This window comes from Mesorhizobium sp. M7D.F.Ca.US.005.01.1.1 (assembly GCF_003952545.1).
GTDB lineage: Bacteria > Pseudomonadota > Alphaproteobacteria > Rhizobiales > Rhizobiaceae > Mesorhizobium > Mesorhizobium loti.
Map to the genome: position 1 here is coordinate 201270 of NZ_CP034453.1, position 25776 is coordinate 227045.

Sequence of the window (25776 nt, forward strand, 5' to 3'; positions counted from 1 at the left end):
GTAGGCCACTAACTCGTTTGAACGTCCGGAATGGTCAGCCCCGCCTGCTCAGCCTCGCGGCGCAAATTCTGACGGGGCCTGGGGCCGATCTGCTGGATCACCAATCCGGCTGCCAGTGAGCCAAGGTCGCCGCAAGTCTGCAGGTCGCGGCCTTGCGTGTAGCCATGCAGGAAGCCGGCGGCATAGAGATCGCCGGCGCCCGTCGTGTCGACCAGTTCCTTGATGGCGGTCGCCTTGATCACCACGGTCTCGTCGCCGCGCACGATCACCGAGCCTTTTTCCGAGCGGGTGACGGCGGCGATCCGGCAATCCTTGCGGATCTGGGCCAGCGCCTCGTCGAACGACGATGTCTGGTAGAGCGACTTGATCTCGTGGCTGTTGGCAAAGACGATGTCGACCGTGCCCGAGCGCACCAGGTCGAGGAATTCGTCGCGGTAGCGGTCGACGCAGAACGAATCCGACAGCGTCATCGACACTTCTCGGCCTGCCGCGTGCGCCAGCTTCGCCGTCTGGCGGATTGCCTCCTTGGCGCGCGGCGGGTCCCACAGATAGCCTTCGAAATAGGTGACCTTGGCGCCGGACGCCTTGTCGGCTTCGACATCCTCAGGGCCAAGCTCGACGCAGGCGCCGAGATAGGTGTTCATCGAGCGCTCGCCGTCGGGCGTGACGAAGATCATCGAGCGCGCCGTCGGCGGCTCACCCTTGAGCGGCGTGGTGCCGAAGGCGACGCCCTGCGCATGGATGTCGTGGGCGTAGATTTCGCCCAGCGCATCGTTGGAGACCTTGCCGAAGAAGGCCGCGCGGCCGCCAAAGCTGGCGACGCCGGCCGCCGTGTTGCCGGCGCTGCCGCCGGACGCTTCGATCGCCGGGCCCATGCGGCTGTAGAGCAGTTCGGCGCGTTGTGTGTCGATGAGGTTCATCGCGCCCTTGATGATGCCGTTGGTCTCGAGGAATTCCTCGTCGCACTGGGCGATGATGTCGACAATGGCATTGCCGATGCAAAGCACGTCATAATCCGGCATCAAAATCTCCGCCAAAACCCGAGCCGGCTTCTTGCCACGCCGGCCGGGCGTGGTCTCGCGAGTTGAAATGGGTTGCCGCATGCGCTTGATCCAGCCGCCCTCACGCAGCTGCCGGTCCGGCTTCACGCAGCAAATCGTCAGCTTTGTCCGTCTTCTCCCAAGTGAACTCAGGCTCTTCACGCCCGAAGTGTCCGTATGTCGCCGTCTTGCGGTATATCGGCCGTAAGAGATCAAGCATCTTGATGATGCCTTTCGGTCGGAGATTGAAAACCTCGAGAACAAGGCGCTCGATCCTTTTTTCCTCGATCCTTGCGGTTCCGAAGGTATTGACCATGACAGAAACCGGACTGGCCACGCCGATCGCGTAGGCAAGCTGAACCTCGCAGACCTCCGCAAGGCCGCTGGCAACGATGTTCTTCGCGACATACCGGGCGGCATAGGCCGCCGAGCGGTCAACCTTGGATGGGTCCTTGCCCGAAAAGGCACCGCCGCCGTGACGCCCGGTCCCACCGTAGGAATCGACGATGATCTTCCGTCCTGTGAGGCCGCAGTCGCCGGCAGGCCCACCGACCACGAACCGCCCTGTTGGGTTGACCAGAAATCTGATCCCCGAAGTATCCAGGTGGGCCGGCAGGACCGGTTTTATGATCTCCTCAATGACGCCTTCGCGGACCGTGGCTTGTGAGACCGCTTCGTCATGCTGCGTTGACAGGACTATGGTATCCAGCGCCACCGGGCGGAGCCCTTCGTAGCGTACCGACACTTGAGATTTCACGTCCGGACGCAGCCAGCCAAGCTGTCCCGCTTTCCGGACCTCGGCCTGTCTTTTCGTCAAATGGTGAGCGAGTTGGATCGGCAGGGGCATCAATGTATCCGTCTCGTTGCATGCGAATCCAAACATGATGCCCTGATCCCCTGCCCCTTGCCCGAGATCCTGCCCTCGTCCTTCATCAACGCCCTGGCTTATGTCGGGCGACTGCTCGGTGAGGGCCAGAACGACGGCGCAACGTCGACCATCAAAGCCAATCGCATCATCGTCGTAGCCAATATCGAGTATCGTATCGCGGGCGACTTGGCTGTAATCGATGTGGGCATGGCTGGTGATCTCGCCAGCCACAACGACCATCCCCGTCTTCACCAACACTTCACAGGCGACGCGCGCCTTCGGATCGGTGCGCAGGACCGCATCGAGAATGGCATCGGAGATGTTGTCTGCCATCTTATCGGGGTGTCCCGCGCCGACGGATTCGGAAGAGAACACGAACTGCCTGGTCATAAAAATGCCCTCGCTTCAAGTGCTGGAGTTAGTGAGGAGTTTCTGGATTGGGGTGGCTTATCGGTCGGGGATGCCGGGAACATCGAACGCAGTGCAGAAGTCGGCAACGTCTCTTCGTACGCTCGCATGAACTTCCTGGTCATCGGGCTGGCGGCAGACCGAGTCGATGAAAGCGGCGATCTGCACCATCTCCGTTTCGCGCATGCCCATGGACGTCACCGCTGGTGTCCCTAAGCGGATGCCGCTTGTCAGCGCCGGATGCCGCCGGTCGCCCGGGACCATATTGAAATTCGCAATGATGCCTGCACGCGATAAGCGCTCCGCATAGGCTTTGCCTGACAGCGACCGGTCCCGAAGATCAAGGATCAGCATGTGATTGTCAGTGCCCCCGGTGACGAGTTCATAACCTCGCTCCAGAAGTGCCTGGGCCAGAGCCTTGGCGTTGTGGACGATCTGCTGACCGTAGACACGAAAGGACGAGTTCGCTGCTTCCTGCAAAGCGACGGCAAGCGCGGCGATAGTATTCATATGCGGTCCGCCTTGCAGAAGAGGGAACACGGCGCGGTCTATACGTTTGGCCAGATTGTGTTTGCTCTTCGGATGATGGAGGGGCTGATAACGGTCTTCATTCCTTGATAAAATGAAGCCACCCCGGGGACCGCGGATCGACTTGTGAGAGGTGCTGGTGACCACATCGCAATGGGACACGGGGTTCGGATGCACTCCTGCGACAACCAGGCCGCAGATGTGGGCGATGTCAGCCACCAGATACGAGTTCACCTCCGAAGCAATTTCGGCCATTGCCGCGTAGTCAAAAATACGCGGATAAGCAGTTCCGCCGACCCAAATTAGCTTCGGGCGTTCCCGCTTGGCGGTCTCGCGCAAGTGGTCATAGTCAATTTGCTGTGTCTTTTCGTGCAGCCTGTACGGGACGCGCTGATAATCGCTGCCGGAAAAATTGACGGACCAACCGTGAGTCAGATGGCCGCCTTCGGGTAAAGGCAAGCCCATGACTTTGTCACGGGGGCTCAAAAGCGCGCGATAGACAGCCTGGTTGGCTGGCGAGCCTGAATAAGGCTGGACGTTGGCATGTTCACTGCCAAATAGCGCTTTCAGGCGCTCGATCGCGAGGGTCTCAAGCTCATCGACGATCTCGTTTCCGGCGTAGTAGCGCGCACCGGGGTATCCCTCGGCATACTTGTTGGTGAAAATCGACCCGGTCGCTTCCAACACCGCCGAGGAGGCAAAGTTCTCGGAGGCGATCAGTTTGAGAGTTGTCCGCTCCTGACGCTCCTGTCTTAGAAGCAGTTCGTGAACGCGGGAGTCGACGGCGGCTAAGTGAGGCCGCCCGTAAGTGTCGGGCTGCGCGATGGCGCCGCCGGCGGAGTTATCCATGGTAGTCGCGCTCCATTTGGACTGATCTATTTCACGATCAAGCAGGCGGTCCCTTCAACCGCGCGTCTTGTATTGCTTCCAGGCGTTGTAGGTCTCTTTTATGATGGCCATCATCGTGGGGCAGGAGATCGACCACCAATTGAGCCAGCTCGCCATCCTTGCCTCCTGCTTGCATATGGTACGAAGACTGCGGACGTTGTTCGTTGCAGCAAAGAAAGTTGGCTCTGACCAGCCGCCGAACGTGGCGTCGAACCTGCTCGCGAGGCAGACCGGTAATATCGGCCAGCTCGCCGACGGTTAGATCCGCATGCGCGCAAAGGCCCAGGATTCGAAGGCGATCAAGATGCGCTGCCGTCCTTAGGCGATTTACCAGTGTCAACATTGGTTAGCATCAACCCGGACGGGATGCAGCAAGCCGCTAGCCCTTCTATCCCCATCAATCCGCATGAGACCTCTCTCGTCATTTGCTGTAAATCCGCTGGTATGGATGCTAATGGAAGATAGATCACAGTCCTTTCTACGACTAAGACGCCAGATATTGGGGCTAATGTACCACCTGACAGGAGACTACACTCACGAACATTATGTGAATTTTTTTTAACGTTGCTGAGAATCAAGGGGGAGGTTTGGCGAATGTCTCGCCGTCGACTGTCGAATCCTGCCCGACGGGATTATAGGGTGCGTAGCCTGCTTGTCCTTTCCACATGACCAGCGACGATGGGGCGAAGGCGGCAGACATAGCTCTGGAGCATGCTGCGGTATCTTTGGCCTGAAGCCGAGGAAGGCGGACCGTGGCTTCCGCGCCGCTGCCGGGAGCCCGCGAACAGGCCAAGTGGATCAGCCGGGTGTTGCCGTCATAGAGCGTGAGACCCAAAGCTGGCCAGCCGCGCCCTGAGGCTGACGCACCGCTCAGCGTCCACCTTGCTCTCGAAGCCCATCGGCATAGCGCCGATAACGACTTGACCGCGTGCGTGTCGACGAGCGATCGGTGAGCGCAAGGATCGAGGGTGCAGTGCAGGATAATGCTGTTTTAAATCAGCGCTGTTTTCAGCCGACTGCCTTGAGCGTGGCACGAGGATATAGGCCCAAGGCAGGAGATCATCGTCTGCTGTTCGGGAGGCCGCCCTGGGCGCGCGACAGCCGTTCCTTCGGCTGCGCCGCTCCGCCACCATCCGCGCCGTGCCTTCCGGAGACCATTCCCGCTACCGGCCGGCGCCCGTGAAAACCTCGACCCGGCGCACCGGCTCGAGATGGCTGGGCTCAGCGTAACTCTGAAGTCGTCATATACCGAAGTCTTCACAGACTTCGGACATCCCCCTCACAGTCCGATCCAGATGGCGTCAGGAACACCGCTTGCGTTGATGCGGATGAACCCCTGCTTGTGCCACAATGACCCTTATGTCAGCGCGCGAGCCAAAGCTTCCGCGCAAGGCGACGGCTAGGATAAGGCAATGCCGACGAAGGGCACATTGCTTGCCACACTCTGGAATGATGGCATGCTCGGAAGGCCTAGGCTTTGCTCAGGGCCGCCTGCAAGGCGCGCTTTGAGGTTATTCACATAGCCTTCTGCGTAGTCCTGCGCCGTCGAGACCGAAAGATCAATGCCTGCCGCCAAGGCCTCTTCCATCAGGTGCTTTACGAGCCCATTTCGAATGGCCAGCTTGACCTCGGGGCCTGCGATAAGGCCGATCGCCTGCGCGGCCATATTGAGGCCAGCTTCCTCCAGCGCTCGCTTCATATCGCCTCCGTTAATGGCCGTACGCAGGAGATTGGCTGCTTGCGACTCAGCCTCGAGAACCATCGAGGCAAGATCGGCTACTTGTCCGAGGCCCGGAATGAAGCTGAGCAGTCCCACCGCCGTTGCCGCCAAGTCGAGCACTTTCGTCTCGATTTTGAGCACGGAGTCGACGACGTGCATGACGGCCCCGCCGTTCTTTTTGGCTGACTTAATGTCAGGCTGGTCCATCAGGCCCATCTTCATGTCCGCGACGGCATTCTGCTCTTCTGCGGTTTGGGCGCCGTGGGTGATTGGCTGCTGAACGTTGCGGTTCGCAGACGACATGTTTGTGCAAAAATGGGCAAAGTCTTTTTTGCTGATATTGCCGGAATCAACCGTATGCCCGCCGCCAAAGTCGAAGAATTTATGATGGGTCTTATAGCCCGTGATCGAATTGTTCAGGAGGCCAAACAAAAGAGGATCTGAAAGGAGCTGAGAGGCTGCTTCCCGCACTTTCGGATCAAGGCTCTTGTCGTCTTTCATTTTCGCCAGTTTGTCGCGAGTCAGAACACCGCTTCCAAAGAACGTGTCCTGATGGTCCTTGATCATCTCGACCGTATTCAGCTCAGTTTGCGTGAGGCTCATCGACGATGAGGCGACTTGCAGGAAATCCTCTTTGTGCATCTTCCCTTTCGAGCCACCGCACAACTGGTTCCAAGCATCGGGGTGATCGAGGAAATATTGCGCCGCCGCAATGACCTGGGGCGGAAATTTGCCGTTTTTCGATTCGCCGCCGACCATTTTCTTGAACTCATCCAGACTCAGGTCCTTGGACAGATTTTCGGAGTACCGGTAAAACTCCCGCAAGGCATCGCTCAAGGTCATGACCGAAGGCTGCAAACCTCCGCTGCCGTCGGATGGTATGTAGTTCTGCTCGTAGCTTCGCGCTTGGGCTTCCTGAAATGCAGCAACTTGTGGGTGGTGGTTTGAAAATCCGGCCAAGTCCTTGGCGTTGATCTTGCCTCCACAGCGGCCGTCGCCCTGCGAGCCAATCGCATAAAAAAGTCCCGAATCCTGCTGCAGTCCCTGGATCGCCGCTTTCAGATCCGGTGGCGTAGAGGGATCATTGGCTTTGTCGGTCAACGACTTCCAAGTAAGCGGGCATTGGTCCTTGTGACGGTTGAGTACCGCAACAATCTGCAACTCAGCCGTGGTCAGCGACCCACCGTTCCACGTGATTCCGGGGCTCGGCCTGGGAGCCGGCTCGATCTTCGGAGTGACGCCGAGCAGATGTTGGGCTTCAGTCGCCTTGGAGCGTTGCGATTGGTCCTCCTTGAGAGCCGCCCTCATATTTGGCGGCAGCAGATCCAGTGGGTGTTGCTCCAAGCCATTCAATGTCAAGACATCCGGTGCCAGATGGCCCAAAGGGTCCTGCCGCAATTTATCCATTGTCGAATCAAGATTCGACGCTGGCAGATCCCCTTGCGCGAAAGAGCCGGGCTTGTCTGCCAGCACACAAGTGGACAGCATCGCTTCGAAGCACGATGCACTTTGCTGATGCTGGGTCGCAAAATGGGAAACTTTCAGGCCCGGCCAACCCCTTGCGGACTGTAGCGAATTTGAGCGGTAGAAAGTTGAAAGATTACTGGCCGACATTATGCATCCTCAGACGTGACGTTGAAATCCCCACAAGAGACCCCGACAGAAGATCCCTTGCGTTTCACAAAATTCGACAATTCCAAGCGTCGGCAGGTCACGAATGCGCCTGCCCTGCCTTCAATTGCTGTGTTCCGGGCCGGCTCCAAGGTTCGGTCCAACACAATGGCCGGAGTCACCGCGAGAGCTGCCGGGACTCATCATGAGCGGATTAGCTTTCGAGAAACTGACGAGTTTGCGAAGAGTTCACAAAGGGGTAGCCGCAGTCATGTTCTTCAGAGCTGCGGGAAATCCTCAATGTTCATTTCTTGCCCAGCTCAGGCTTCCCGCCAACGCTATCCTGTTGTGGGATGTCAGAAGAATAAGAAGCATCCGGTCGTCCGTCGCGAACGACCGTAGTGGAGGAGCCGCGAAACAAGATCAGCACTGATTCCTTTGGCGTTGCCGCTATGTGAGTCTGCGCCTGCGCCTGCGCCACCAAGCCGTTAAAGGTCTGCTCCACGAGTGCGACGAAGCGCGGTGGACCGGAAACGAAGACGAGGCCATTGCCTGGCACGGGTTTGACCACATAGCGCTCGTCGGAGATATCAAGCTTGTCGAGAGCCCCCTTGAACGCATCGAAGCGAATCGACGTCATCAAAAGCATTCGAGTTTGCGATTCTTGTGCAGCAGACACATAGAGCACAAGGCCGTCATAGTACCATTGTAGACCGTAAAGGTTCGTCAAGCGGTCGAGGAACGCGCGCGGTGGCAAATCAGGCATACGTCCGCGAATTCGCCCCTTCACCGCAGGACTGATGTTGACCCTGATATTCAGGTTGTTGCCGAATTCCTGCAACGCTGCAGCGAGCTCCTGATCCAGAACCGTGTATCTATAGGGTGTCGCCGGAAGGGACAGCGGGACTGCATGCGCCGGGTGAATCCCGGTGGACAGAAAAAACCCGGCACAAAGAAGTCTCAAAACATGCAGGGTGACGGGTTGGATAAGCGTTCTCGGCATGTCGCACTGATAAACCAAACGCTGAAATCATCACAAGTGACTAAATTGCCGAAGAGATTTTAGATTGTCGAAATGACGCCGCCGTTAGTCAGCTTGTTGTCAGCTTGCCCCCCTAGGAGTGTTGCGCCGACACCGGGTGATGAATGGGCGGGGCTCGCCCGGTCAGAGAGAGCAACCGAGTCCTTACATGATGATGCCTGTCACGTCGATCTCTGCCACTCTAACGGCTGGCCTCCCCAGGGTCGGATCACCGTCGATTGTCGAGCAGGCCCAGTTTGAGCGCGCCTTAGGGCATGCAGCCGACTCGCTGAAAAACGATGCCGCCGCGGGGCCAGCGAGTGCGGCGCCAGTTGCTGCGGCGATGGATGTTCAGCGCGCGGCTGCGCCGACGAGCGGCATGGGCGATCGCGTGTTGCAGACGATTTCCTCCCTATATCCACACAACACTGTTTCCTTCCCCGCGCTCGACCATGACATAGCCCTTTCGAAGGGCGCTCTACCGGGACCGGCGCAGAAGCTTCCCGTTCCAGGTGAGGCGGGAACCGGAATCTCGGGCATTCCCCAACAAGGGCAAGACTTCGAAACGATGATGGCTGGTCTTCGGGATGTTTACAACGGCGTCACCCAGGTGGCGCTTATCTCCAAAGGCGTCAGCGGCGTCACATCATCCGTGAATAAACTTTTGAAGGAAGGCTGAACCGCGCGCATGATTGGCTTGGCCGAGGGCGAAATCATGCGTGGCCTGTCAGGGTGGCGGTCGGTTAGACTTGTCATGCTGCCAGTTCTCGTCGCCCTCACTGCTTGCAAAGCCGACCTCTACACGCAATTGCAAGAGCGTGAGGCAAATGAAATGCTCGCACTTCTTGAAGACAACGGGGTCGCCGCGATCCGGGTGGTCGCCAAGGATGGAACCAGCACGATCCAGGTTGACGAAAAGCTGCTCGCCTTCTCAATCAACCTTCTGAACGCCAAGGGGCTGCCGCGCCAATCCTTCAAGAACCTCGGTGAGATATTCCAAGGATCAGGCCTGATTGCCTCGCCGACCGAAGAGCGTGCCCGTTACGTGTATGCCCTGAGCGAAGAGTTGTCGCGGACGATCAGCGATATCGATGGCGTTTTTTCTGTACGTGTTCACGTCGTGCTGCCGCATAACGACCTTGTGCGAGCCGGTGCCACGCCATCCTCGGCCTCGGTGTTTATCAGGCACGACGCAAAAACAAATGTCGCGGCTCTGCTGCCAAAGATAAAGATGCTTGTAGCCGACAGCATCGAAGGCCTGTCCTACGATAAGGTGGAAGTGGTTTTGGTGCCGGTAGAACGTTCCGCACACGAGCAACGGCCCGATCCGACTGCTGTTTTGCCACAAGCATCACTACCTCTTCCTGCGCCACTTCTGGCGACCGTAACAGGTTTTGCCGCAGCCGTATTCGCCGTGGCCTGTTATCTCTTGATCGGCGTTGTTACGCGTCGGCGCAAGCAATCAACCGGCGTTTCCAAGGTCGAGGGGCGCCGGGATGCTTCTGCTGTCGAGGCCATTCGCAAAAGAATGCCTGCAATTGGACGTGGGTGACATCTCATTGCCAATGCCTATACAGACCGCCCGACCTGATGGTCCGCACTTTCCGGGCGCGAGCGAGCTTGCGGCTTCGGCCCATCCAACCCGTCTTGCGGCGCGTCTTGATCCAGCGTTATCGGCCGAAACGTTAGTGAAGTTGCAGAAGTGTTCCAGACTGCATCCAAGGCTGGCAGAATTGCTGGGCAACGATGACGTGGATCTGAACCACATCGGCTGCAGGCCGGACCTTCTACGCGGGCATGATCCATATCGAGCGACCCTTCTTGCTGGTAGTATCTGGCATGCCCGTTCGCTGGTCGCGTTTGTCTCTCAGCCTGAGCTTGCCATCCTTGTTAAACGCATCGGCGTGGATGCACACGCATTCGGAATCCGACACCTGCTGCATGCTGTTGACAAAAGACTGATCTCGGACCCAGAAAAACTCGCTCAGCAAATCGAATACGATGGACACGCATGTCTTGGAGCTTGGCTCCAGGACAGTTCAGCGACCGAGCGTAACCGCGTGCTTCTTCGATTGCCCGAGGGGACTGCCGCGGAGACTCCAGCACATGAGCATTGGACCGCCGCCGGCCAATTGCTTTCACTTGTAGTAGCTCATTTTGAGACAGAGACCCCGGTGAAATGACAGTCGAACTTTCCGAGGGGCCAATAGCGCCGCAGATGCGTCCAGTCGGACCACTGATACCCGCGAGCGAGCTCGAAACCTGGCACAGCGCCGCGCAAGCCCTTGCCGCGGCAGAACGGCATCGGCAGCGCGTTCGAAACTGGGCACGCGCGGTTTACCAGCGGGCGTGGGCGCGCGGCCACATGGAGGGCTCGAATGCAGGCACCGAGGAGATGGCAGGGTTGATTGCGGAGACAATCTCCGAAATCGCGCGACGAAAGGCGGCTCTGGAGCAGGAATTGCCGCAGCTCGTGATGGAAATATTGAGCGATCTTATCGGCGCTTTCGATCCGGGCGAGCTATTGGTGAGGGCTGTTCGTCACGCCATAGAGTGTCAATACAGCGGCGCCGACGTTTGCCTTCATGTTTCTCCCATGCAAGTCGACATGCTTGCACGAGAGTTTGCTCGATGCGACGGCCAGGATGGTCGACCAAGGGTGCGGATCGAGCCCGACCCGACATTGTCGCCGCAACGCTGCGTGCTGTGGAGCGAGTACGGCAATGTTGACCTTGGACTTGACGCCCAGATGCGCGCGCTGCGCCTTGGTTTCGGGACGCTCTGTGAGAAAGGCGAGCTATGAGAAAGCCCGTCCCAGAACATAACGCTGACGCCCACACTCGAGCTCTCGTTCCAGCAATCTCGTCTTTGAGGGCTGCGGCCAAGCGAATTGACACGCGTGCGGTGCGCGGTCGGATCACGCGGGCTATCGGCACACTGGTTCATGCCGTCTTGCCAGACACTCGTATTGGGGAACTTTGCCTCCTAGAGGACCCGCGAACCGGGCTGTCGCTCGAGGCCGAGGTGATCGGCCTGTCGGGTGATGGTGTATTGCTGACACCGATCGGGGACTTGGTGGGCCTATCCAGCCGCGCAGAGGTCGTGGCCACTGGCCGAATGCGTGAGGTGCCCGTCGGCGGCGATTTGCTCGGTCGCGTGATCGACAGTCGTTGCCGCCCATTGGACGGCAAAGGCGAAATCAAGACCGTCGAAACTCGGCCCCTGCATGGCAGAGCCCCCAATCCGATGACGAGGCGCATGATTGAGCGGCCATTCCCGCTTGGGGTCCGTGTCCTCGATGGTCTGCTGACGTGCGGCGAGGGCCAGCGGATCGGGATTTATGGCGAGCCAGGTGGTGGCAAGTCGACGCTGTTGTCACAGATCGTAAAGGGTGCCGCCGCTGACGTCGTCATAGTGGCGCTCATAGGCGAACGTGGACGGGAAGTTCGTGAATTCATCGAAAGGAATCTTGGTGAAGAGGGCCTTCTCCGTACGGTCGTCGTGGTTGAAACATCCGACCGCTCGGCGGTAGAGCGTGCGCAATGCGCTCCAATGGCGACTGCGCTCGCGGAATATTTCCGCGATCAAGGCCTACGCGTTGCTCTCATGCTGGATTCGCTGACGCGCTTCTGCCGCGCTATGCGCGAAATAGGCCTTGCTGCGGGTGAGCCGCCGACGCGACGGGGCTTTCCTCCTTCCGTTTTTGGCATGCTGCCAGGCCTGCTCGAGCGCGCCGGCATGGGTGAGCGGGGCTCAATCACGGCCTTCTATACGGTGCTTGTAGAGGGTGATGGCACGGGTGATCCAATCGCCGAGGAATCGCGTGGTATTCTCGATGGCCATGTCATCCTCTCACGCGCTATTGCGGCGCGATCGCATTTCCCCGCTATTGATGTGCTGCAGAGTCGCAGCCGCGTCATGGATGCAGTCGTTTCGGGGACACATCGCAAGGCAGCATCCATTTTCCGCGAGCTCCTGTCGCGCTATGCCGAGACCGAGTTCTTGATCAATGTTGGCGAATACAAGCCAGGTGGAGATCCCCTGACTGACCGGGCTGTCGCGTCAATCGACGAACTGAGGGAGTTTCTGCGCCAGAGCGAAGATGACGCGTCAGATTTCGAGGAGACGGTCGCATGGATGTCGCGTCTGACCGCGTAAACTGGATTCAGTCTTCGAGTATACGGCTTCTGAAGGAAATGCAAGAGCGTCGTGCCCTTGGCGAGCTGTCCAAGAAGGAAGCCCAGCGCGATGTGGCCGCCTCAGCCGTACAAAATGCCTCTAGGGAGCTTGCAATGATACAGCAACATTGTTCAAGAAAAGAAGCAGCGCTCTATCAGCATCTGATGTCACTCGACAACTTGTCTAGCGCAGCGCTCGACCGTCACCGCCTTCACACTGAACAACTTGCCGCTGAGATCAATTCCAGACGGCAGATGCTTGATGATACCCAAATCGCTCAAGAGGAGGCTGAGATGGCGGCGTCCAGGACGAGGGAGCTATGGGTCATATGTTCGGCGGCAAGGGACAAATGGCAACAAATCGAGGACGACGTGCGGCGCGCCGTCGAGACTCATTCGGAGGCCGCAGCCGAGATCGAGGCCGACGATGAGATACTGCTGAAATATGCGAGGGGGTCGCTTGCCTAAATGCCGCGCAACCGGATCCGACGGTCGCAAGAGGTCGTCCGAATGACACGACCGTGCAGTCTTTGATAGGCGCTGCGGTCACACCCGCCATGTTCGAACCAGTTCTGAAACTGTCCCACACGGTTGTCTCGTGGCTCAATGATACAGCAGCGCCGCGCACGCCGTTTCAAAGCCGGATCAACGAGGTGCCGCTATCGGTGCGAACGGCAGGGCTTGTCTGGCAGCAGGAACCTGCTGCCATTCCGATGCTTGACTGCGTCTGGAGAGTGGGAGCCGAAACGGTCATCTTGTCACTGTCGCGCCCGCTCGTAGAGGAGTTCATCACGACAGTGCAGAACGGCTTGGCCTTCCCTTCCGAGCCAACTGCTTCGCTAATTCTCGAACTCGCTCTGGAGCCGCTTGTCACTCGACTGGAGGAGACGACGCGTCTGAACGTGCAACTCGTGCGGGTATGCGAAGCCACGATGCTGGCTCCTCATCTTGAACTCGACATCATTTTCGGCGCGGTCAAGGGCAAGGGCCGTCTATTCCTGTTCACGCCACTTGACGGCTTAGTACCGCCTGCGTTTCGCGCGCTAGGCGAACTGCTTGCCCAGTTGCCGCGGCAGCTGGGCGGGCTGCCTCCAGAGCTCCCGCTCATTGTTGCAGGAGAGGTCGGCACGCTTCGCCTTCCTGCGGCGCTTCTTCGAAGCGCATGTGTCGGTGATGCATTGTTGCCCGATATTGCGCCGTTCGGCCGCGGCCAGATCACCCTAGCTGTCGGCCAGTTGTGCGCCGAGGCGGATCTTGACGGCGATGAATTAATCTTGCGGGGGCCTTTCCGCCCGCGACCGTGTCCTTTGGAGAGTGCGCATATGACACAACCCGGATCGCAACTGGAGCTTACTAAGGATCTCGACGATGTCGAGATCGTGCTTGTCTTTGAATGCGGCCGCTGGCCTATTTCTCTTGGGGAATTAAGAAGTGCCGGCGAAGGGCATATTTTTGAACTTGGATGGCCGATCGACGGCCCGGTCGACATAGTGGCCAATGGTCAGCGTATCGGGCGTGGCGACATTGTCCGCATCGGAGAAGAGCTGGGCATCAGGCTCCGTGGCGGGTTTGCATGCAATGAGTGAAGCTCAGCCGACAATCCTGGCGCTTCTTGCGGTTACCGCCGGACTCGGTCTGCTGGTTTTAGCAGTTGCCACGACAACGGCCTTTGTAAAGGTATCAATTGTTCTTTTCCTCGTCCGCAATGCGCTCGGGACCCAGACCATACCACCCAATGTGGTGCTGTACGCCGCGGCGATGATCCTCACTATGTTCGTTAGTGCGCCCGTTGCTGAGCAGACCTATGACCGCATGTCGGATCCCAAGCTCCACTATCAGACATTCGACGACTGGGTAAGCGCCGCTAAAGCCGGAAGTGAGCCCTTGCGCGAGCATCTCAAGAAATTCACAAATGAAGAGCAGCGGCGATTTTTCCTATCTTCGACAGAAAAGGTCTGGCCAGAGGAAATGCACGCTGCAGCCACGCCTGATGACTTTGCAATACTTGTACCATCTTTCTTGCTATCAGAATTGAAGCGCGGATTTGAGATAGGATTTCTACTTTATCTGCCTTTTATTGTTATAGATCTGATAGTGACAACTATCTTGATGGCAATGGGTATGTCGATGGTCTCACCAACTGTTATATCTGTTCCGTTCAAGATCTTCTTGTTTGTTGCCATTGATGGTTGGTCAAAATTGATGCATGGGCTTGTGCTGAGTTATACGTTACCGGGAGGCTGATCATCACTGAATCCAGCATCATTACTCTTATGAGCCAATCACTGGTGGTTTTCATGATCTGGATTCTACCGCCGCTCATTGCATCAGTGGTTGTCGGCCTCGTCATCGGCATCCTCCAGGCGGCGACGCAGATCCAGGATGAAAGCTTGCCGCTCACCGTGAAGCTTCTGGTCGTTGTCGCGGTGATTGGGCTGTTTGCTCCTGTGCTAAGCGCCCCGCTCATAGAGCTAGCCGATCAGATCTTCACCGAGTTTCCCGCAATGACACTTAGCTACTAGTCCGCCCCATGGACGCGCCATCGGCCGATATTCAAATTCTGATCCAGACGGCTTTCGAACTCGTCGTTGCGGCAGGTCTTGGGGCAGCCCGCGCGATGGGCATCATGCTGATCTTTCCCGTATTCACACGCTCGCAGATCAGTGGGCTGATCCGGGGCTGTTTGGCTGTTGGCTTCGCACTACCATGCCTGGCACACGTCAGCGGCGGATTGCCGGCGCTGGATCCTGATACGCGCCTGATCCAGCTAACCCTGCTCGGATTCAAGGAAGTTTTTGTCGGTGTACTCCTTGGCACTTTTCTTGGCATTCCGCTTTGGGGCCTTCAGGCTGCCGGGGAGCTTATCGACAACCAACGCGGCATCAGCAGCCCGACCGCTTCGGCCGATCCCGCGACGAACAGTCAGGCTTCCGCGATGGGCGTTTTTCTGGGGATCACTGCGATTGCCATATTCGTCGGATCAGGAGGCCTGGAAACTTTGATCAGTGTCCTGTACCGCAGCTACTTGATCTGGCCGGTGTATCAGTTTCACCCGACACTGAGCGGGCCAGGAGCAATGGAGTTGTTGGGGCTTCTCGACAGCATAATGCGCACGGCATTATTGGTTTCGGGGCCTGTCGTGTTCTTCCTGATACTGATTGATATATCGATGATGCTGCTGCGTCGCTTTGCCCCGCAATTTAAGGCGAGCCAACTGTCTCCGGCAATCAAGAACATTGTCTTTCCAGTTCTCATGGTCACCTACGCTGCCTATCTGGTGGAGAGCATGAAACTGGAGGTCACACGTGCCAACGGCGTGCTGGAGTGGTTCGACAAATTGCTGCCATGAGCGACACAAGTGAAGAGAAGACACACGCCGCCAGCCCGAAGAAGTTAAGTGAAGCGCGCAAAAAAGGACAGCTGCCACGTAGCTCCGATTTCGTCCGCGCGGTCGGGACTTGCGCTGGGCTCGGCTACCTTTGGCTAAGAGGCAGCGTGATCGAGGACAAATGCCGGGAAGCGCTCCTATTAGCCACCAAGTTGCAGAGCCTACCTTTCGATACCGCGGTGCCGCAGGCATTGGTTGTGCTCGTCCAACTCACAGTCGCGGCTGTTGGCCCGCTGCTTGGAACCCTTGTCGCCGCGGTGATTTTGGCCAGCCTGCTAGCCAATGGTGGATTTGTCTTCTCTCTGGAGCCGATGAAGCTCAGCTTTAAGAAAATTGACCCCTTTGAAGGGCTGAAGCGCTTGGGGTCTGCTCGTTCCATGGTCGAAGTCTGCAAGACCATGTTCAAGGTATTGGTTCTCAGCGCAACCTTTTCCATTGTCCTTCTCGGGATGTGGAAGACAATGGTCCCTCTGCCGATCTGCGGCATGGGCTGTGTTGGCCTCATCTTTATGGAGACAAAATTGCTGATGGGAATTGGCGCCGGCGCACTGCTGGTCGGCGGACTGATCGATCTTCTGCTCCAGCGCGCGTTGTATCTGCGCGAAATGCGCATGACCAATACCGAAGTGACGCGCGAGTCGAAGGATCAGCAAGGAGCGCCAGAGTTGAAAGGTGAACAGCGTCGCATCCGCGAGGAGGCGGCCGACGAGCCTGCGCTTGGCGTGCATCGCGCCACGCTGGTCTTAACAGGAAGGGCGGTCCTGATCGGTCTGCGTTACGTTCGCGGTGAAACCGGGGTGCCGTTCTTAGTTTGCCGTGCCGAAGGTGAGCGCGTTTCACATGTGTTGAGCGAGGCGCGGGCACTACGCCTGACGATCGTCCATGACCATGTCTTAGCGCGTCAGCTGATAGGCACTACAAAACTCGGCCACGCGGTTCCTATGCAATATTTCCAGCCTGTCGCGAAAGCATTCTTTGCCGCAGGCTTGGCCTAGTCATGGAAGTCCACGACTGCCCAGTTCAAAACTGACCTGGCTCCATGCTAGTGGCAAATGTCGGCTGGCCATCCGTGCCCCAGTGTCTCTGTCAGGCCAACCGCGCAACCGCGGGCCTGGGGCAATCACTCCCCTCGGATCTGCCACCCAGCAACTACGGCAAGTCCTCCGGGCATGACCTTGCAGCCTCTGCTGGCCGGTGCGTGGCGCAGTCCGAGGTTTTGAGGCCGGCAGTGCGGATTTGATTGGTGCAGCCGTTGGAATGCCCTCGTCAGCTAGTCGTCAACTAAGCGCCCTATGTTGAACAGCCGTGCTAACTTGAGCTCGGTTGCGAAACATAGGAGTACGAATCGTCATGTATGGTCGAATTGGTGGCTCATCCGATAGTTACCGCGCGCATAATGCCGGCGAGCAATCGGATGCAGGAAGCGAAGGGTTCGCGGACACATTTGCCCGAATGCACTTATCCGGATCGGAAGGTAGCGGCGCCTCATCATCGGCGGCTCCCCAAGCATACTCCCTCAATTCCCGACCTCCTGTGGTGGAGATCAACAGGACTTCCTTCAGGAGACAGGTGAGGCAATTTCATGGTGATGAAATCACGCACATCGCCGACAATCCTCAAGAGTATTCGGAGTTCGTATCGTCACGAGCCAGGCGCACCGCGGACGTTGCTCAGCAATATGGCATCCGTCGAGATACGGAGCACGCGCGATATTTCAGTTACCAATTGGGAGACCGGAGTGCCGGACTGCTGAGAATGGAAGGCGGATTCAGCATGAACGAGTTCGAATCGGAAAGTTGGCGGGAACAATTTCCTGGTCGAACTGAGGTCACTTCCATAGTGGATCTTCAAGTCGCCCATCCGCTCGTCGAAAATGCGGGCGATATTCTGCTGGAGCATCAACTTCGGATAGACGGCGACCGACCGTTGCTGAATTGGCGTGCGGCTAATCCGGAAGCACAAGCGCGCGCGCAGACGATGGGGTTTGTTGAAGTGGATCATGGCGACCTGGTGCTTGACCCTACGCAGCATCCCGACAAATGGACGAAGAACAGTGCCGGTGAGTGGCAGCGTGCAGGCAAACCTCCACTCTATCTCCACAAAACCGAGGATAGCGACAGCAGCGATAGCGGGTCCGACGACGATTTCATGTGATTTGTCGACCCGCCGCCGAGCCTTGCAACTGGTGACGGTTGCAAGGCTGTTGGCAGTGAATGCTAATTGTCCGGCGACAGCCCCGCCTTAGCGCCAGCGCCGCCGAGCAATCCAGCCCATCTCCCAGACAATAAACTGCGGATGCGCATCGTGGGTGCTTGCGAGCGGATTGTATTCGGGCCGGAACTCCGCCTCTTGGAACCGAGCTCTCCCGAATCCAATTTTCTCCACCACACCGTTGGGTCGTTGCGATGCGCCGATCCCGATCGGATCGGCTATGCCTGCTCCGCGCTCGCAGGAAGACCTTCCGCCTCGATCTTGGCGGCGCGATCTCGGCGATAAGTTGGATGGGAGGCAAGATACGCCGCCACGTCAACAGCCGGTAACGCGACATCGCAAATCGGCCCTGACGGTAGCCGATCGACTCCAATCGCCGGACCGCAACTCGCGCAGCGGCATTCGCGGTTTGGCCAGGAGAAATGCTCGCTGACTCACAGCGTGGCCGGCCGCATTCTGAGTGCCCTGTCATGCAGCCTGCGCCGACGGGAGCTCGGCACGCGAATGGCGTGGTTGGCGGCCAAGCCCTGAGGTCAACAAGGACTTACAGAAAGCGGGGGTGAGTTTGCCGCGATGAATTATGACCTTCTCGCGACCGGACCTAGCATCGGCTTCCTCTCGCTCTCGATTGTAGCCGCGCTGTTCGTTGGATTTAACGTGGCAAGCGGTGAATTCGGAATCAGCCAGCCCTTCCAAGTTTCTGGCCATGACGGGGCGACTCGTGTGGATGTGCACCCACATCGGGCTCGGCATCGCACCATTGACCAGCATCTTGGGCTGCAGCTTCATCTCAAACAGCTTTCCTGGCTCGCCACGCAGCGCGACCGGTGCCTCCGGCGGCATCAATTCGTCGGCATTGCACAAATGTTCCAGGTATTTTTGCGCCGGAAATGCGTAGGTCTTCATGCAATCAGTCGTAATGCCGGCTTTTCCTTCATTCAATGCGTTGGCCTGTCCCAGCACCATGTTCAGCAACCCTTTGAGCTGGTCTGTGCGTTCGTGCACTTTGGGTAGCTGGGTGGAGGTGAGTAGCAGGCGTACATTACGCCCCTGCAACCCGGCGAGACAGGTTTGCATCTCAATGGCCTGGGCTCGCAGGTACTGGGCCACATCGTCCACGACCTTACCGGCCTCCTCAGGCTTCATCTGGCGCACTTGGGAGACGACGCTTTGCTGACCGGCCAGATCGAACTGCAAAAGTTCGTCCAATCGTTTGAGCCGCTCCGTCAATACCTCCATTGACAACGCGGCGCCCCCGATTGTCGAGCCTGCCCCCGACGAACTCGCAGCCACCTCTTGCGCTCTCACCTGTGTACTCGCAACTTGATCCGAGCGCGCGAGAACCTTGGCTGCTGGCACTGTGCCGGCGTTCGCAGCGACTGGTGTTGATGGCTGCCCGGCGGCAGAAGTCCCGGCGCGAGCTGCCGACTTATGCTTTGACTTCCCTTTCCTTCGCGCTGTAGTGCCTTCTGACACTGCAGCCGTACCAGCAGTGTCAGCCGGTATCGCAGCGCCTGCCCTGGCCGGCATCGCAGCGCCCGCCTGGGCCTGTGGCGCCATGATGGCTGACGGCGGAGACTGCAGGTTCAACAAGTGCATGGCATCGTGCGCAGTGATCCATGCATCGTCCACGATCCGTTCGAACAGTTTCAATGGGAGGCCGGCATCTGGGTAGGTATGGCTTAGCTTGGTATGCACCTCGTGCAACGCCAATCCAAAATCCGAAAGCCGCTCCATGATTTTTTCTACAACCGCGCAATCATGAGCGTTGAGTGTTTTGCCATCATCCATTATGCCCTTCGCCAAAGAGAGGGCGCGAAGAGCTTCTTGAGCGGCGCTTGCCATCAGCTGCACCACTCCATTTCGACCGACGAGGAGTTCCTTCAAATCTGGCTCGAACCTGCTCGCCCGCAGTTCAATCTTGGCCCGCGCAAGACCGATCCGCTCACGGACCAGCCAGATCCTGACACTCAGTACCGAGCCGGCACGCAGCCGCAGTGCGCACCGCTCGGCTTCCCGCATCACGGGCGTTCCACTGGATAGGCTAGCGGTGGCAGCGCAGGCGGATCGCTGCCGTTCGGAGCGCCATGCCTTTTTTTCCCACCACTTAATTGCCGCCGTATGGTGGTTCTCCACATTTAAAATCAACAGCTCCTGCCGGTCCGCCTGGGAGTAGGAGTAGAGTTTATCGACCATACCTGCCGCTTTCTTGGTCTTTTTGTCCAATTTCGTGATCGTCGACAGGCCAAGTTTGTCTACTTCATTCGCGGCGTCGCACACGATCTGGCAACATCTACGCACCTTGTCGTCTGGCATAATTGTCTGCGCCTCAGCCGCAGGCAGGCTAGCGCGGTACTCCAGAATTGCTGAGGCTGCATCGACGACCCCACTGATCAGCTCCACCGCCTCCTCGGGGACGTCGGTTTTCCTGGCCGCAGCCTCGCAATCAGTCAGTTGTTGAACAAGACTGTTCATTCTGAGCTGTGTCGGACTGATATCTTTATTTGACGATGAGCTGGTGCCTTCCACCTGCGCGGTTGATAGTTGGCTACCGACCGGCGCCATGGCTTCGCCCTCAGACATGGAGGGAGAACCGCGCCGCCTTGCGGCTGCGCCACGTGGCGCTACGGTTCCGCGTGGTGGCGCAGCGGCTCCACGTGGCGGTGTGTTCAGGATTTGATCTTCGCCAATCGAGGCGCCTGGCAGACTTTCGCGGGCATCGCCTGGACCGCGCGCAACTGGAAGGGAGGAGGGCCTCCTATCGGCGTCCCCAGAGCGCATCTGCTCCACAACGGAATCGAATGACTGTCCACCTTCTCCCGCAGCAAGACTTGATTGCGAAAGGGAACTGCTCGCCCGCCCCGCGCGGCTGGCTCCAGTTTCAGCCTGCGATTTCCGTGGTCGGCCAATGCCCTTCATATTGCGTCTCCGTAGTAGGCGAGAATGTGCTGCTATTGTGCTGGCGGCTGACGAGACCAGCGGCATCTTTCGGTTAACGTCACGGTCAGCCAGACCCGCGACGGCGTAATGTTCCCGCCAAAGTGCTTCTCAGTAGCAGGCCAAGATTGGCCCGAGCTCACAGGACTTTCGCAACGTTGCCATCGATGTCCTGAGATTATCAGCGCTTCAGTCCGCCGATTTCCAGGAACAGCGAATGAAATCAGACCAACTCGGCTAGCTCCCCTTCCTAGACACGTGCCTGACGATTTTATTGATGCGTCACTCCTCTCGTTCGCCACCGACAAAGTCACACATTTGCTTCAGAGAAGCGTGTGCGTTGCGTATCACGCGGACCATTTCGATCTATAGTTACAAAAAGTGTCGAGACGGGACCTTTGGATCCGAAGGTCAGGCACGGCCGGCCTAGATAGACCGCTTGGCTGACGATTAGCTGACGATGGGAGTTCTCACGAACAGGGCAAGAAAATCCGACCGCTTCAAGCTTTCGATATGGTGAGAAGAGGATCCGCACCGGCCTCCCAAAGCCGGCAGACCATCCCATGTTCGTACGGTCGCCGACCTTCTCGAAGCCAATGAGCTCACCGCGCCGGGCCGTGATGTGCAGGCGAGAGAATGGTGATGCAAAGACCGAGTTCCTGCTCGTTGCGTGCGCCCGTGGAGCCAGCAAGAATACGGTCATTGCGGTCATGCAGCACGTGGACCGTGTCTCCTGTTCGACACCACAGCATCGAGGATGCAAACGAGCTGCTGCGGCTGCCATTCGGTCGCGGCATGCGTGGACGGCGGGATTGGCCGAACAGCCGAGATCGTGGTCGACTGTTCGATGCGAGAGCAACATCCTGCAGAGCATACGTTTTTGCGCTGGCCGGTTTTTGTCAAAAGCCGTCAGGTTCTCGAAAGCTCCCGCCCTTAGCTTGATCGAGGCTAACCTTTAACACGTCGCCGCCAATGGCAAATGCCGGAGTACCTGATGATAGCAGCAATTGGGAGTGGAGTTGGCAACCTCGGGACTTCCTTGATCCGAAAGGGCCATGGGGATTCGAAATCCGAGCATTCTGGTGATGGCAAGCCGGCTGATGGCAATGATGGCAAGCCAGCTGGTGGGAATGATGGCAAGGCAGCTGGCGGGAACGATCGGGCGGATAACCGGACCGTTTCAAATGATCAACTTCAAGACAACTCACAGTCTGCAGCACAAAGTGAAGCCTTCCAAAGTATCCTGCGATCGTTCGCGTTCCAATTCGCGAACGATGCGATGGCTGAGGCCGATGAAGCTTTGGATGACACAGAAGATGCCTGACGCGGGAAATCCGGCGTGAGGTCATACAGGCCGTTATTGACGGCACAACTCCAACAGAAAAAGGAATGATCATGGCTGCAGTTGATAATAATAAAAAATCAGGCAATACCAATACCAGTAGCGCCGGCAATACCGATAAAACTAACAGTGGCACTCCCGGCAATACAAGCGGAGCTGATGCTACTGCTTTTCAGGCGCAAGTGCAGGAACTAACCAATGTTAGCTTGGAGGCGACGAAAAGGAGTGTCCAGTTGCGCACTCTAACGACCAATCTCCAGACCATCAAGAAGGCCGCCGACGAACGCGTTTCGTAATGTCGGAAGCGGGTTTTAGACTGCCCCCTAGCGCGTCTCCTTATTGACGCGACGTAGTCCCGAAATGAGCCGCATGGCAATTGCCATGCGGCTTCTATCCTGTTTGAGAGATGCTCTGTGGATGACGCCGTTTCCCTCCGTTTCGAAGTGCGTTCGGGGCACTATTGCGGTCTGACCGGCAAGACGGATCTTCAAAAGTGTTTAATCGGCAGCGGCTTCGATGCCGATTTGGTCTTTGTCGAGCAGGGACTGGCACCGCATCACCTTCGTGTAACTCTTCTTGGCAAGTCGATCGAACTGGAGGCGCTTGCACCCGGACTCAGTATCGAGGGCAACCGGAATATCGCCGCAGGCCAGTCCGTTGTTGTGCCCCTTCCTGTCGTCCTGCTCGTAGGCGAGATGTCCATTGCTTTGTCCGTGCAGGATGCAGAGCCGCCTGGTTCGACCGGCATACCGCGCCTACCGATCGGTGTGCTCGCCATGGTCATAATCAGCTCACTCGGGATCGGCGCGCTTTCAGGCACGATCTCCTATCTTGGCAATGCAAGTGGATCGAGCCCCAATTCACTTCGGGCTGAAGTCGCGTCCAGAACGATCAGTCACCGCGCTGACAATGAACTTACGGAGGCAGCGGCCCAAGAGCTGCAGGAGGAAGTCGATCGAGCGGGTCTTCTCGACGTCAAGATTGGGTCGGCAAAGGGTGTTGTGACCGCCGAAGGCACCGTCACGTCTGAATCGGTCATCAGTTGGCAGAAGCTTCAGCAATCGTTCGATCGTCGCACCAAGGGTACTCTAACACTGGTGAACGGAGTGCTCATCAAAGAGGAGAAGGCGCCATCCGCAATCGCGGTCGAAGCTGTGTGGCATGGGGTCCAACCATATATTGTCATCGACAGCGAGAAGTATTTTGTCGGCGCCATTTTGGCTGATGGATGGGTGGTCGAACGTATTGAGGACAGCCGTGTGCTGCTGAGCAGGAATGGCCGCATTGCTGCTCTCCAATATTGAAAGCTCGCAGGCCCCATCAAGCAGCACTCTATGGCCAGCCAAACATCCTGTCGCGCTCGGTGCTGACAAGCTGGCTGCGTTGGAAACATTTGCTGCCCAGCCATTTCGCGCCTGCTTGTGGCTCTCATGCAGGGTCACGCGCTGGCCAAGGCTGAGGCGCCTTCGGAGTTCGAAAGCCACGTTTCATGGCGTAACAGCAGAGTAAGTCTCAACCGATTGCAAAGGTGTCTCGATGGCCAACGTCCTGCGTGACTTCATCAAGCGTGCGCCGGCCAGCCCGGATTTAATGGTTGCGTTGATGCTGCTTCTGGCTGTCGCGATGATGGTCATGCCTATCCCGGTCGTGGTGGTCGACGCCCTGATAGGATTCAATATGGGGTTGGCCATACTGCTGATGATGGTTGCCCTGTATGTCAGTACTCCACTTGATTTTTCCTCTTTGCCCGGCGTTATTTTGATTTCCACTGTATTCCGTCTCGCGCTCACGGTCGCAACGACGCGACTGATCCTGGCCGAGGGGGAGGCCGGCAGCATTATTCATACTTTTGGCGATTTCGTCATTTCAGGCAATATCGTGGTGGGTTTCGTCATATTTCTGGTCGTCACCATGGTGCAATTCATGGTCCTCGCGAAGGGTGCCGAACGGGTGGCAGAAGTGGCGGCGCGTTTCACGCTGGATGCTCTGCCGGGCAAGCAAATGGCGGTCGACGCAGAGCTACGCAACGGCCACATCGATGCCAACGAATCCCGCCGGCGGCGCGCCGAATTGGAGAAGGAAAGCCAACTCTATGGCGCGATGGACGGCGCGATGAAATTTGTGAAGGGCGATTCCATCGCCGGGCTGGTGGTTATCTGCATCAACATGCTGGGTGGAATTTCGATCGGCCTGCTCTCCAAGGGCATGTCCTTCGGCGAGGTACTGCATCACTACACTCTGCTGACGATAGGCGATGCATTGATATCGCAGATTCCGGCCCTTCTGCTCTCCATTACTGCGGCGACCATCGTCACCCGTGTGACTGGGACGGCGAGGATCAACCTCGGTACAGAAATGGTCAGTCAGCTCACGGCCAGCACTCGAGCCTTGCGACTGGCGGCCGGCGTCCTGGTTGTAATGGGGTTCGTTCCTGGGTTTCCCCTCCCCGTCTTTCTGATGCTGGCCGCAGTGTTCGCTGCGGTAAGCATTGTCAAGGCTGATGTGCTGGGCGCCGGCACTGCCGATGCGAAAGGTGGAACTGCAGCGGAGCCTAAGCAAGCCGCGCCTGCGAAGGAATTCCCGATCGCATTTTTTCTAGCGCCAGATCTTATGCAGGCGGTCGATCAAGCCGAATTGCAAAAACATATTGGGCGCGTTTCGCTCCTGGTCACAGCCGATCTGGGCATTATCGTTCCTCGCATCCCTGTCTTGGTTGACGAGCAGCTGCCTGAATCGCAATTCCGAATTGATGTCGAGGGCGTGCCAGTCGAACAGGACGCCTTAGATCCAAACCAGATGGCGCTCCGAGCCGATGTAGCGCACGTCGACTCGAGCGGTGTCCCCCTTAGACGTGAGCCGAAAACGGACAGACTCCCGGTTGAACATACCCCTGCAAAGGCCCTTACGGGCGCCGGCACGGAGCATAGGGCTCCCGGCGAACTCCTCGCCTTGCGCGTCCATGCAGCGTTGACCCGCTACGCACCGCGATTGGTGGGCATCCAAGAGACCCGACATTTCCTGGGCCGAATGGAGCAGGAATATTCTGAGCTTGTGAAAGAGGTGCTACGCACGACGCCGATTCCTCGGATTGCCGATGTTCTGCGCCGCCTCCTGGAGGAAGGTATCCCAATCCGCCACACCCGTCTCGTGTTGGAGGCATTGGCCGAATGGAGCGAGCGTGAGCAGAACGTTGCCCTGCTGACGGAATATGTCCGTTCTGGTTTGAAGCGACAGATCTGCCACCGCCATGCCAACACGGAGGGCATCGTGTCCGCCCTGGTCGTCGAGCGCGAGAGCGAGGATGTGATGCGTGGCGCGGTTCGAGATTCGGATGCAGGCCCCTATCTCGCACTGGAGGATCGGCAAAGCGAAGCGATGCTATCACAGATACGTCAGGTCCTTTCGAACGCAGAACCGGGTCAAACCCGCCCTATTCTGTTGACGTCGATGGATGTCCGACGTTTCGTCCGCGGCTTTCTGACGCGAAACGGGGTTGATCTCGCCGTGCTGTCTTATCAAGACCTCGCCTCCGACTTTACAATTCGCCCCGCAGGATCCGTCACACTCCCGCACGGATCGAACAGCGGATTGTTAGAGTAGTCCCACCTTTCCTAACTGAACGCCACGCGCCTCCCC

General features: G+C 57.9%; 23 protein-coding genes. 16 read left to right on the top strand and 7 right to left on the bottom strand.

Going from position 1 to position 25776, the window contains the following annotated elements:
- Positions 1 to 8 precede the first annotated feature (8 nt).
- The 6 genes from EJ076_RS00995 to EJ076_RS01020 all read right to left on the bottom strand — a co-directional run bounded on the left by EJ076_RS00995 (position 9) and on the right by EJ076_RS01020 (position 8066).
- Positions 9 to 1022 (bottom strand): adenosine kinase, encoded by a 1014-nt coding sequence (locus EJ076_RS00995; protein WP_063170366.1) that lies wholly within the window; start codon positions 1020 to 1022, stop codon positions 9 to 11.
- Positions 1023 to 1122: 100 nt separating this feature from the next.
- Positions 1123 to 2298 (bottom strand): methionine adenosyltransferase, encoded by a 1176-nt coding sequence (gene metK / locus EJ076_RS01000; RefSeq protein ID WP_063169265.1) that lies wholly within the window; start codon positions 2296 to 2298, stop codon positions 1123 to 1125.
- A gap of 57 nt (positions 2299 to 2355) precedes the next feature.
- Positions 2356 to 3693, bottom strand: coding sequence for a serine hydroxymethyltransferase (gene glyA, locus EJ076_RS01005; RefSeq protein WP_063169266.1), 1338 nt, complete (start codon positions 3691 to 3693; stop codon positions 2356 to 2358).
- Positions 3694 to 3730: 37 nt separating this feature from the next.
- Positions 3731 to 4075, bottom strand: coding sequence for a helix-turn-helix domain-containing protein (locus tag EJ076_RS01010; protein ID WP_082826567.1), 345 nt, complete (start codon positions 4073 to 4075; stop codon positions 3731 to 3733).
- 1056 nt (positions 4076 to 5131) lie between these two features.
- Positions 5132 to 7066, bottom strand: a complete 1935-nt coding sequence (locus tag EJ076_RS01015) for an HrpF/NolX family T3SS translocon protein (protein WP_024505366.1) — start codon at positions 7064 to 7066, stop codon at positions 5132 to 5134.
- Positions 7067 to 7367: 301 nt separating this feature from the next.
- Positions 7368 to 8066 carry a secretin N-terminal domain-containing protein gene (locus EJ076_RS01020; RefSeq protein ID WP_024505367.1) on the bottom strand — a complete coding sequence of 233 codons (699 nt, stop codon included), beginning with the start codon at positions 8064 to 8066 and terminating at the stop codon, positions 7368 to 7370.
- A gap of 187 nt (positions 8067 to 8253) precedes the next feature.
- On the opposite strand from EJ076_RS01020, the gene EJ076_RS01025 reads away from it, so the two are divergent.
- The 12 genes from EJ076_RS01025 (at position 8254) to EJ076_RS01080 (ending at position 17804) form a co-directional block, all read left to right on the top strand.
- On the top strand, positions 8254 to 8763 hold the full coding sequence (locus EJ076_RS01025; protein WP_024505368.1) for a nodulation protein NolB: 510 nt from the start codon (positions 8254 to 8256) through the stop codon (positions 8761 to 8763).
- A 9-nt stretch (positions 8764 to 8772) separates the two neighbouring features.
- Positions 8773 to 9636 (top strand): type III secretion inner membrane ring lipoprotein SctJ, encoded by an 864-nt coding sequence (sctJ, locus tag EJ076_RS01030; protein WP_024505369.1) that lies wholly within the window; start codon positions 8773 to 8775, stop codon positions 9634 to 9636.
- Positions 9581 to 10267: a nodulation protein NolU gene (locus tag EJ076_RS01035; protein ID WP_210326671.1), complete on the top strand. Its 687-nt coding sequence runs from the start codon at positions 9581 to 9583 to the stop codon at positions 10265 to 10267. The genes sctJ and EJ076_RS01035 overlap by 56 nt, the downstream gene beginning before the upstream one ends.
- Positions 10264 to 10887 carry a type III secretion system stator protein SctL gene (gene sctL, locus EJ076_RS01040; RefSeq protein ID WP_024505371.1) on the top strand — a complete coding sequence of 208 codons (624 nt, stop codon included), beginning with the start codon at positions 10264 to 10266 and terminating at the stop codon, positions 10885 to 10887. The genes EJ076_RS01035 and sctL overlap by 4 nt, the downstream gene beginning before the upstream one ends.
- On the top strand, positions 10884 to 12242 hold the full coding sequence (gene sctN, locus EJ076_RS01045; protein WP_063169268.1) for a type III secretion system ATPase SctN: 1359 nt from the start codon (positions 10884 to 10886) through the stop codon (positions 12240 to 12242). The genes sctL and sctN overlap by 4 nt, the downstream gene beginning before the upstream one ends.
- Positions 12218 to 12730 carry a hypothetical protein gene (locus EJ076_RS01050; protein ID WP_063169269.1) on the top strand — a complete coding sequence of 171 codons (513 nt, stop codon included), beginning with the start codon at positions 12218 to 12220 and terminating at the stop codon, positions 12728 to 12730. Before sctN ends, EJ076_RS01050 begins: the two co-directional genes overlap by 25 nt.
- Positions 12731 to 12819: 89 nt before the next feature.
- Positions 12820 to 13848, top strand: a complete 1029-nt coding sequence (gene sctQ, locus EJ076_RS01055) for a type III secretion system cytoplasmic ring protein SctQ (protein WP_095769044.1) — start codon at positions 12820 to 12822, stop codon at positions 13846 to 13848.
- Positions 13841 to 14506 (top strand): type III secretion system export apparatus subunit SctR, encoded by a 666-nt coding sequence (sctR, locus tag EJ076_RS01060; RefSeq protein WP_029354851.1) that lies wholly within the window; start codon positions 13841 to 13843, stop codon positions 14504 to 14506. The genes sctQ and sctR overlap by 8 nt, the downstream gene beginning before the upstream one ends.
- A gap of 2 nt (positions 14507 to 14508) precedes the next feature.
- Positions 14509 to 14784, top strand: a complete 276-nt coding sequence (locus EJ076_RS01065) for an EscS/YscS/HrcS family type III secretion system export apparatus protein (protein WP_024505375.1) — start codon at positions 14509 to 14511, stop codon at positions 14782 to 14784.
- 8 nt (positions 14785 to 14792) lie between these two features.
- The gene (gene sctT / locus EJ076_RS01070) at positions 14793 to 15611 is read left to right on the top strand and encodes a type III secretion system export apparatus subunit SctT (protein WP_063169270.1); all 819 of its coding nucleotides are present in this window, start codon (positions 14793 to 14795) and stop codon (positions 15609 to 15611) included.
- Positions 15608 to 16645, top strand: a complete 1038-nt coding sequence (locus EJ076_RS01075) for an EscU/YscU/HrcU family type III secretion system export apparatus switch protein (protein WP_024505377.1) — start codon at positions 15608 to 15610, stop codon at positions 16643 to 16645. Before sctT ends, EJ076_RS01075 begins: the two co-directional genes overlap by 4 nt.
- 355 nt (positions 16646 to 17000) lie before the next feature.
- Positions 17001 to 17804, top strand: a complete 804-nt coding sequence (locus EJ076_RS01080) for a hypothetical protein (protein ID WP_024505378.1) — start codon at positions 17001 to 17003, stop codon at positions 17802 to 17804.
- Between the two features lie 525 nt (positions 17805 to 18329).
- Here EJ076_RS01080 and EJ076_RS01085 read toward each other — a convergent pair.
- On the bottom strand, positions 18330 to 20444 hold the full coding sequence (locus EJ076_RS01085) for a hypothetical protein (protein ID WP_224570035.1): 2115 nt from the start codon (positions 20442 to 20444) through the stop codon (positions 18330 to 18332).
- A gap of 1348 nt (positions 20445 to 21792) precedes the next feature.
- Between EJ076_RS01085 and EJ076_RS01090 the strand changes: the two genes are divergently transcribed.
- The 4 genes from EJ076_RS01090 (at position 21793) to sctV (ending at position 25740) form a co-directional block, all read left to right on the top strand.
- A complete protein-coding gene (locus tag EJ076_RS01090; RefSeq protein ID WP_081714433.1) occupies positions 21793 to 22122 on the top strand; it encodes a hypothetical protein in 330 nt (109 codons plus the stop codon).
- A gap of 71 nt (positions 22123 to 22193) precedes the next feature.
- Complete coding sequence (locus tag EJ076_RS35560; protein ID WP_224570034.1) at positions 22194 to 22436, top strand: nodulation protein NopA; 243 nt, start codon at positions 22194 to 22196, stop codon at positions 22434 to 22436.
- Positions 22437 to 22553: 117 nt separating this feature from the next.
- The gene (locus EJ076_RS01100) at positions 22554 to 23444 is read left to right on the top strand and encodes a hypothetical protein (protein ID WP_024505382.1); all 891 of its coding nucleotides are present in this window, start codon (positions 22554 to 22556) and stop codon (positions 23442 to 23444) included.
- A gap of 232 nt (positions 23445 to 23676) precedes the next feature.
- Positions 23677 to 25740, top strand: a complete 2064-nt coding sequence (sctV, locus tag EJ076_RS01105; protein WP_063169272.1) for a type III secretion system export apparatus subunit SctV — start codon at positions 23677 to 23679, stop codon at positions 25738 to 25740.
- Positions 25741 to 25776: the final 36 nt, after the last annotated feature.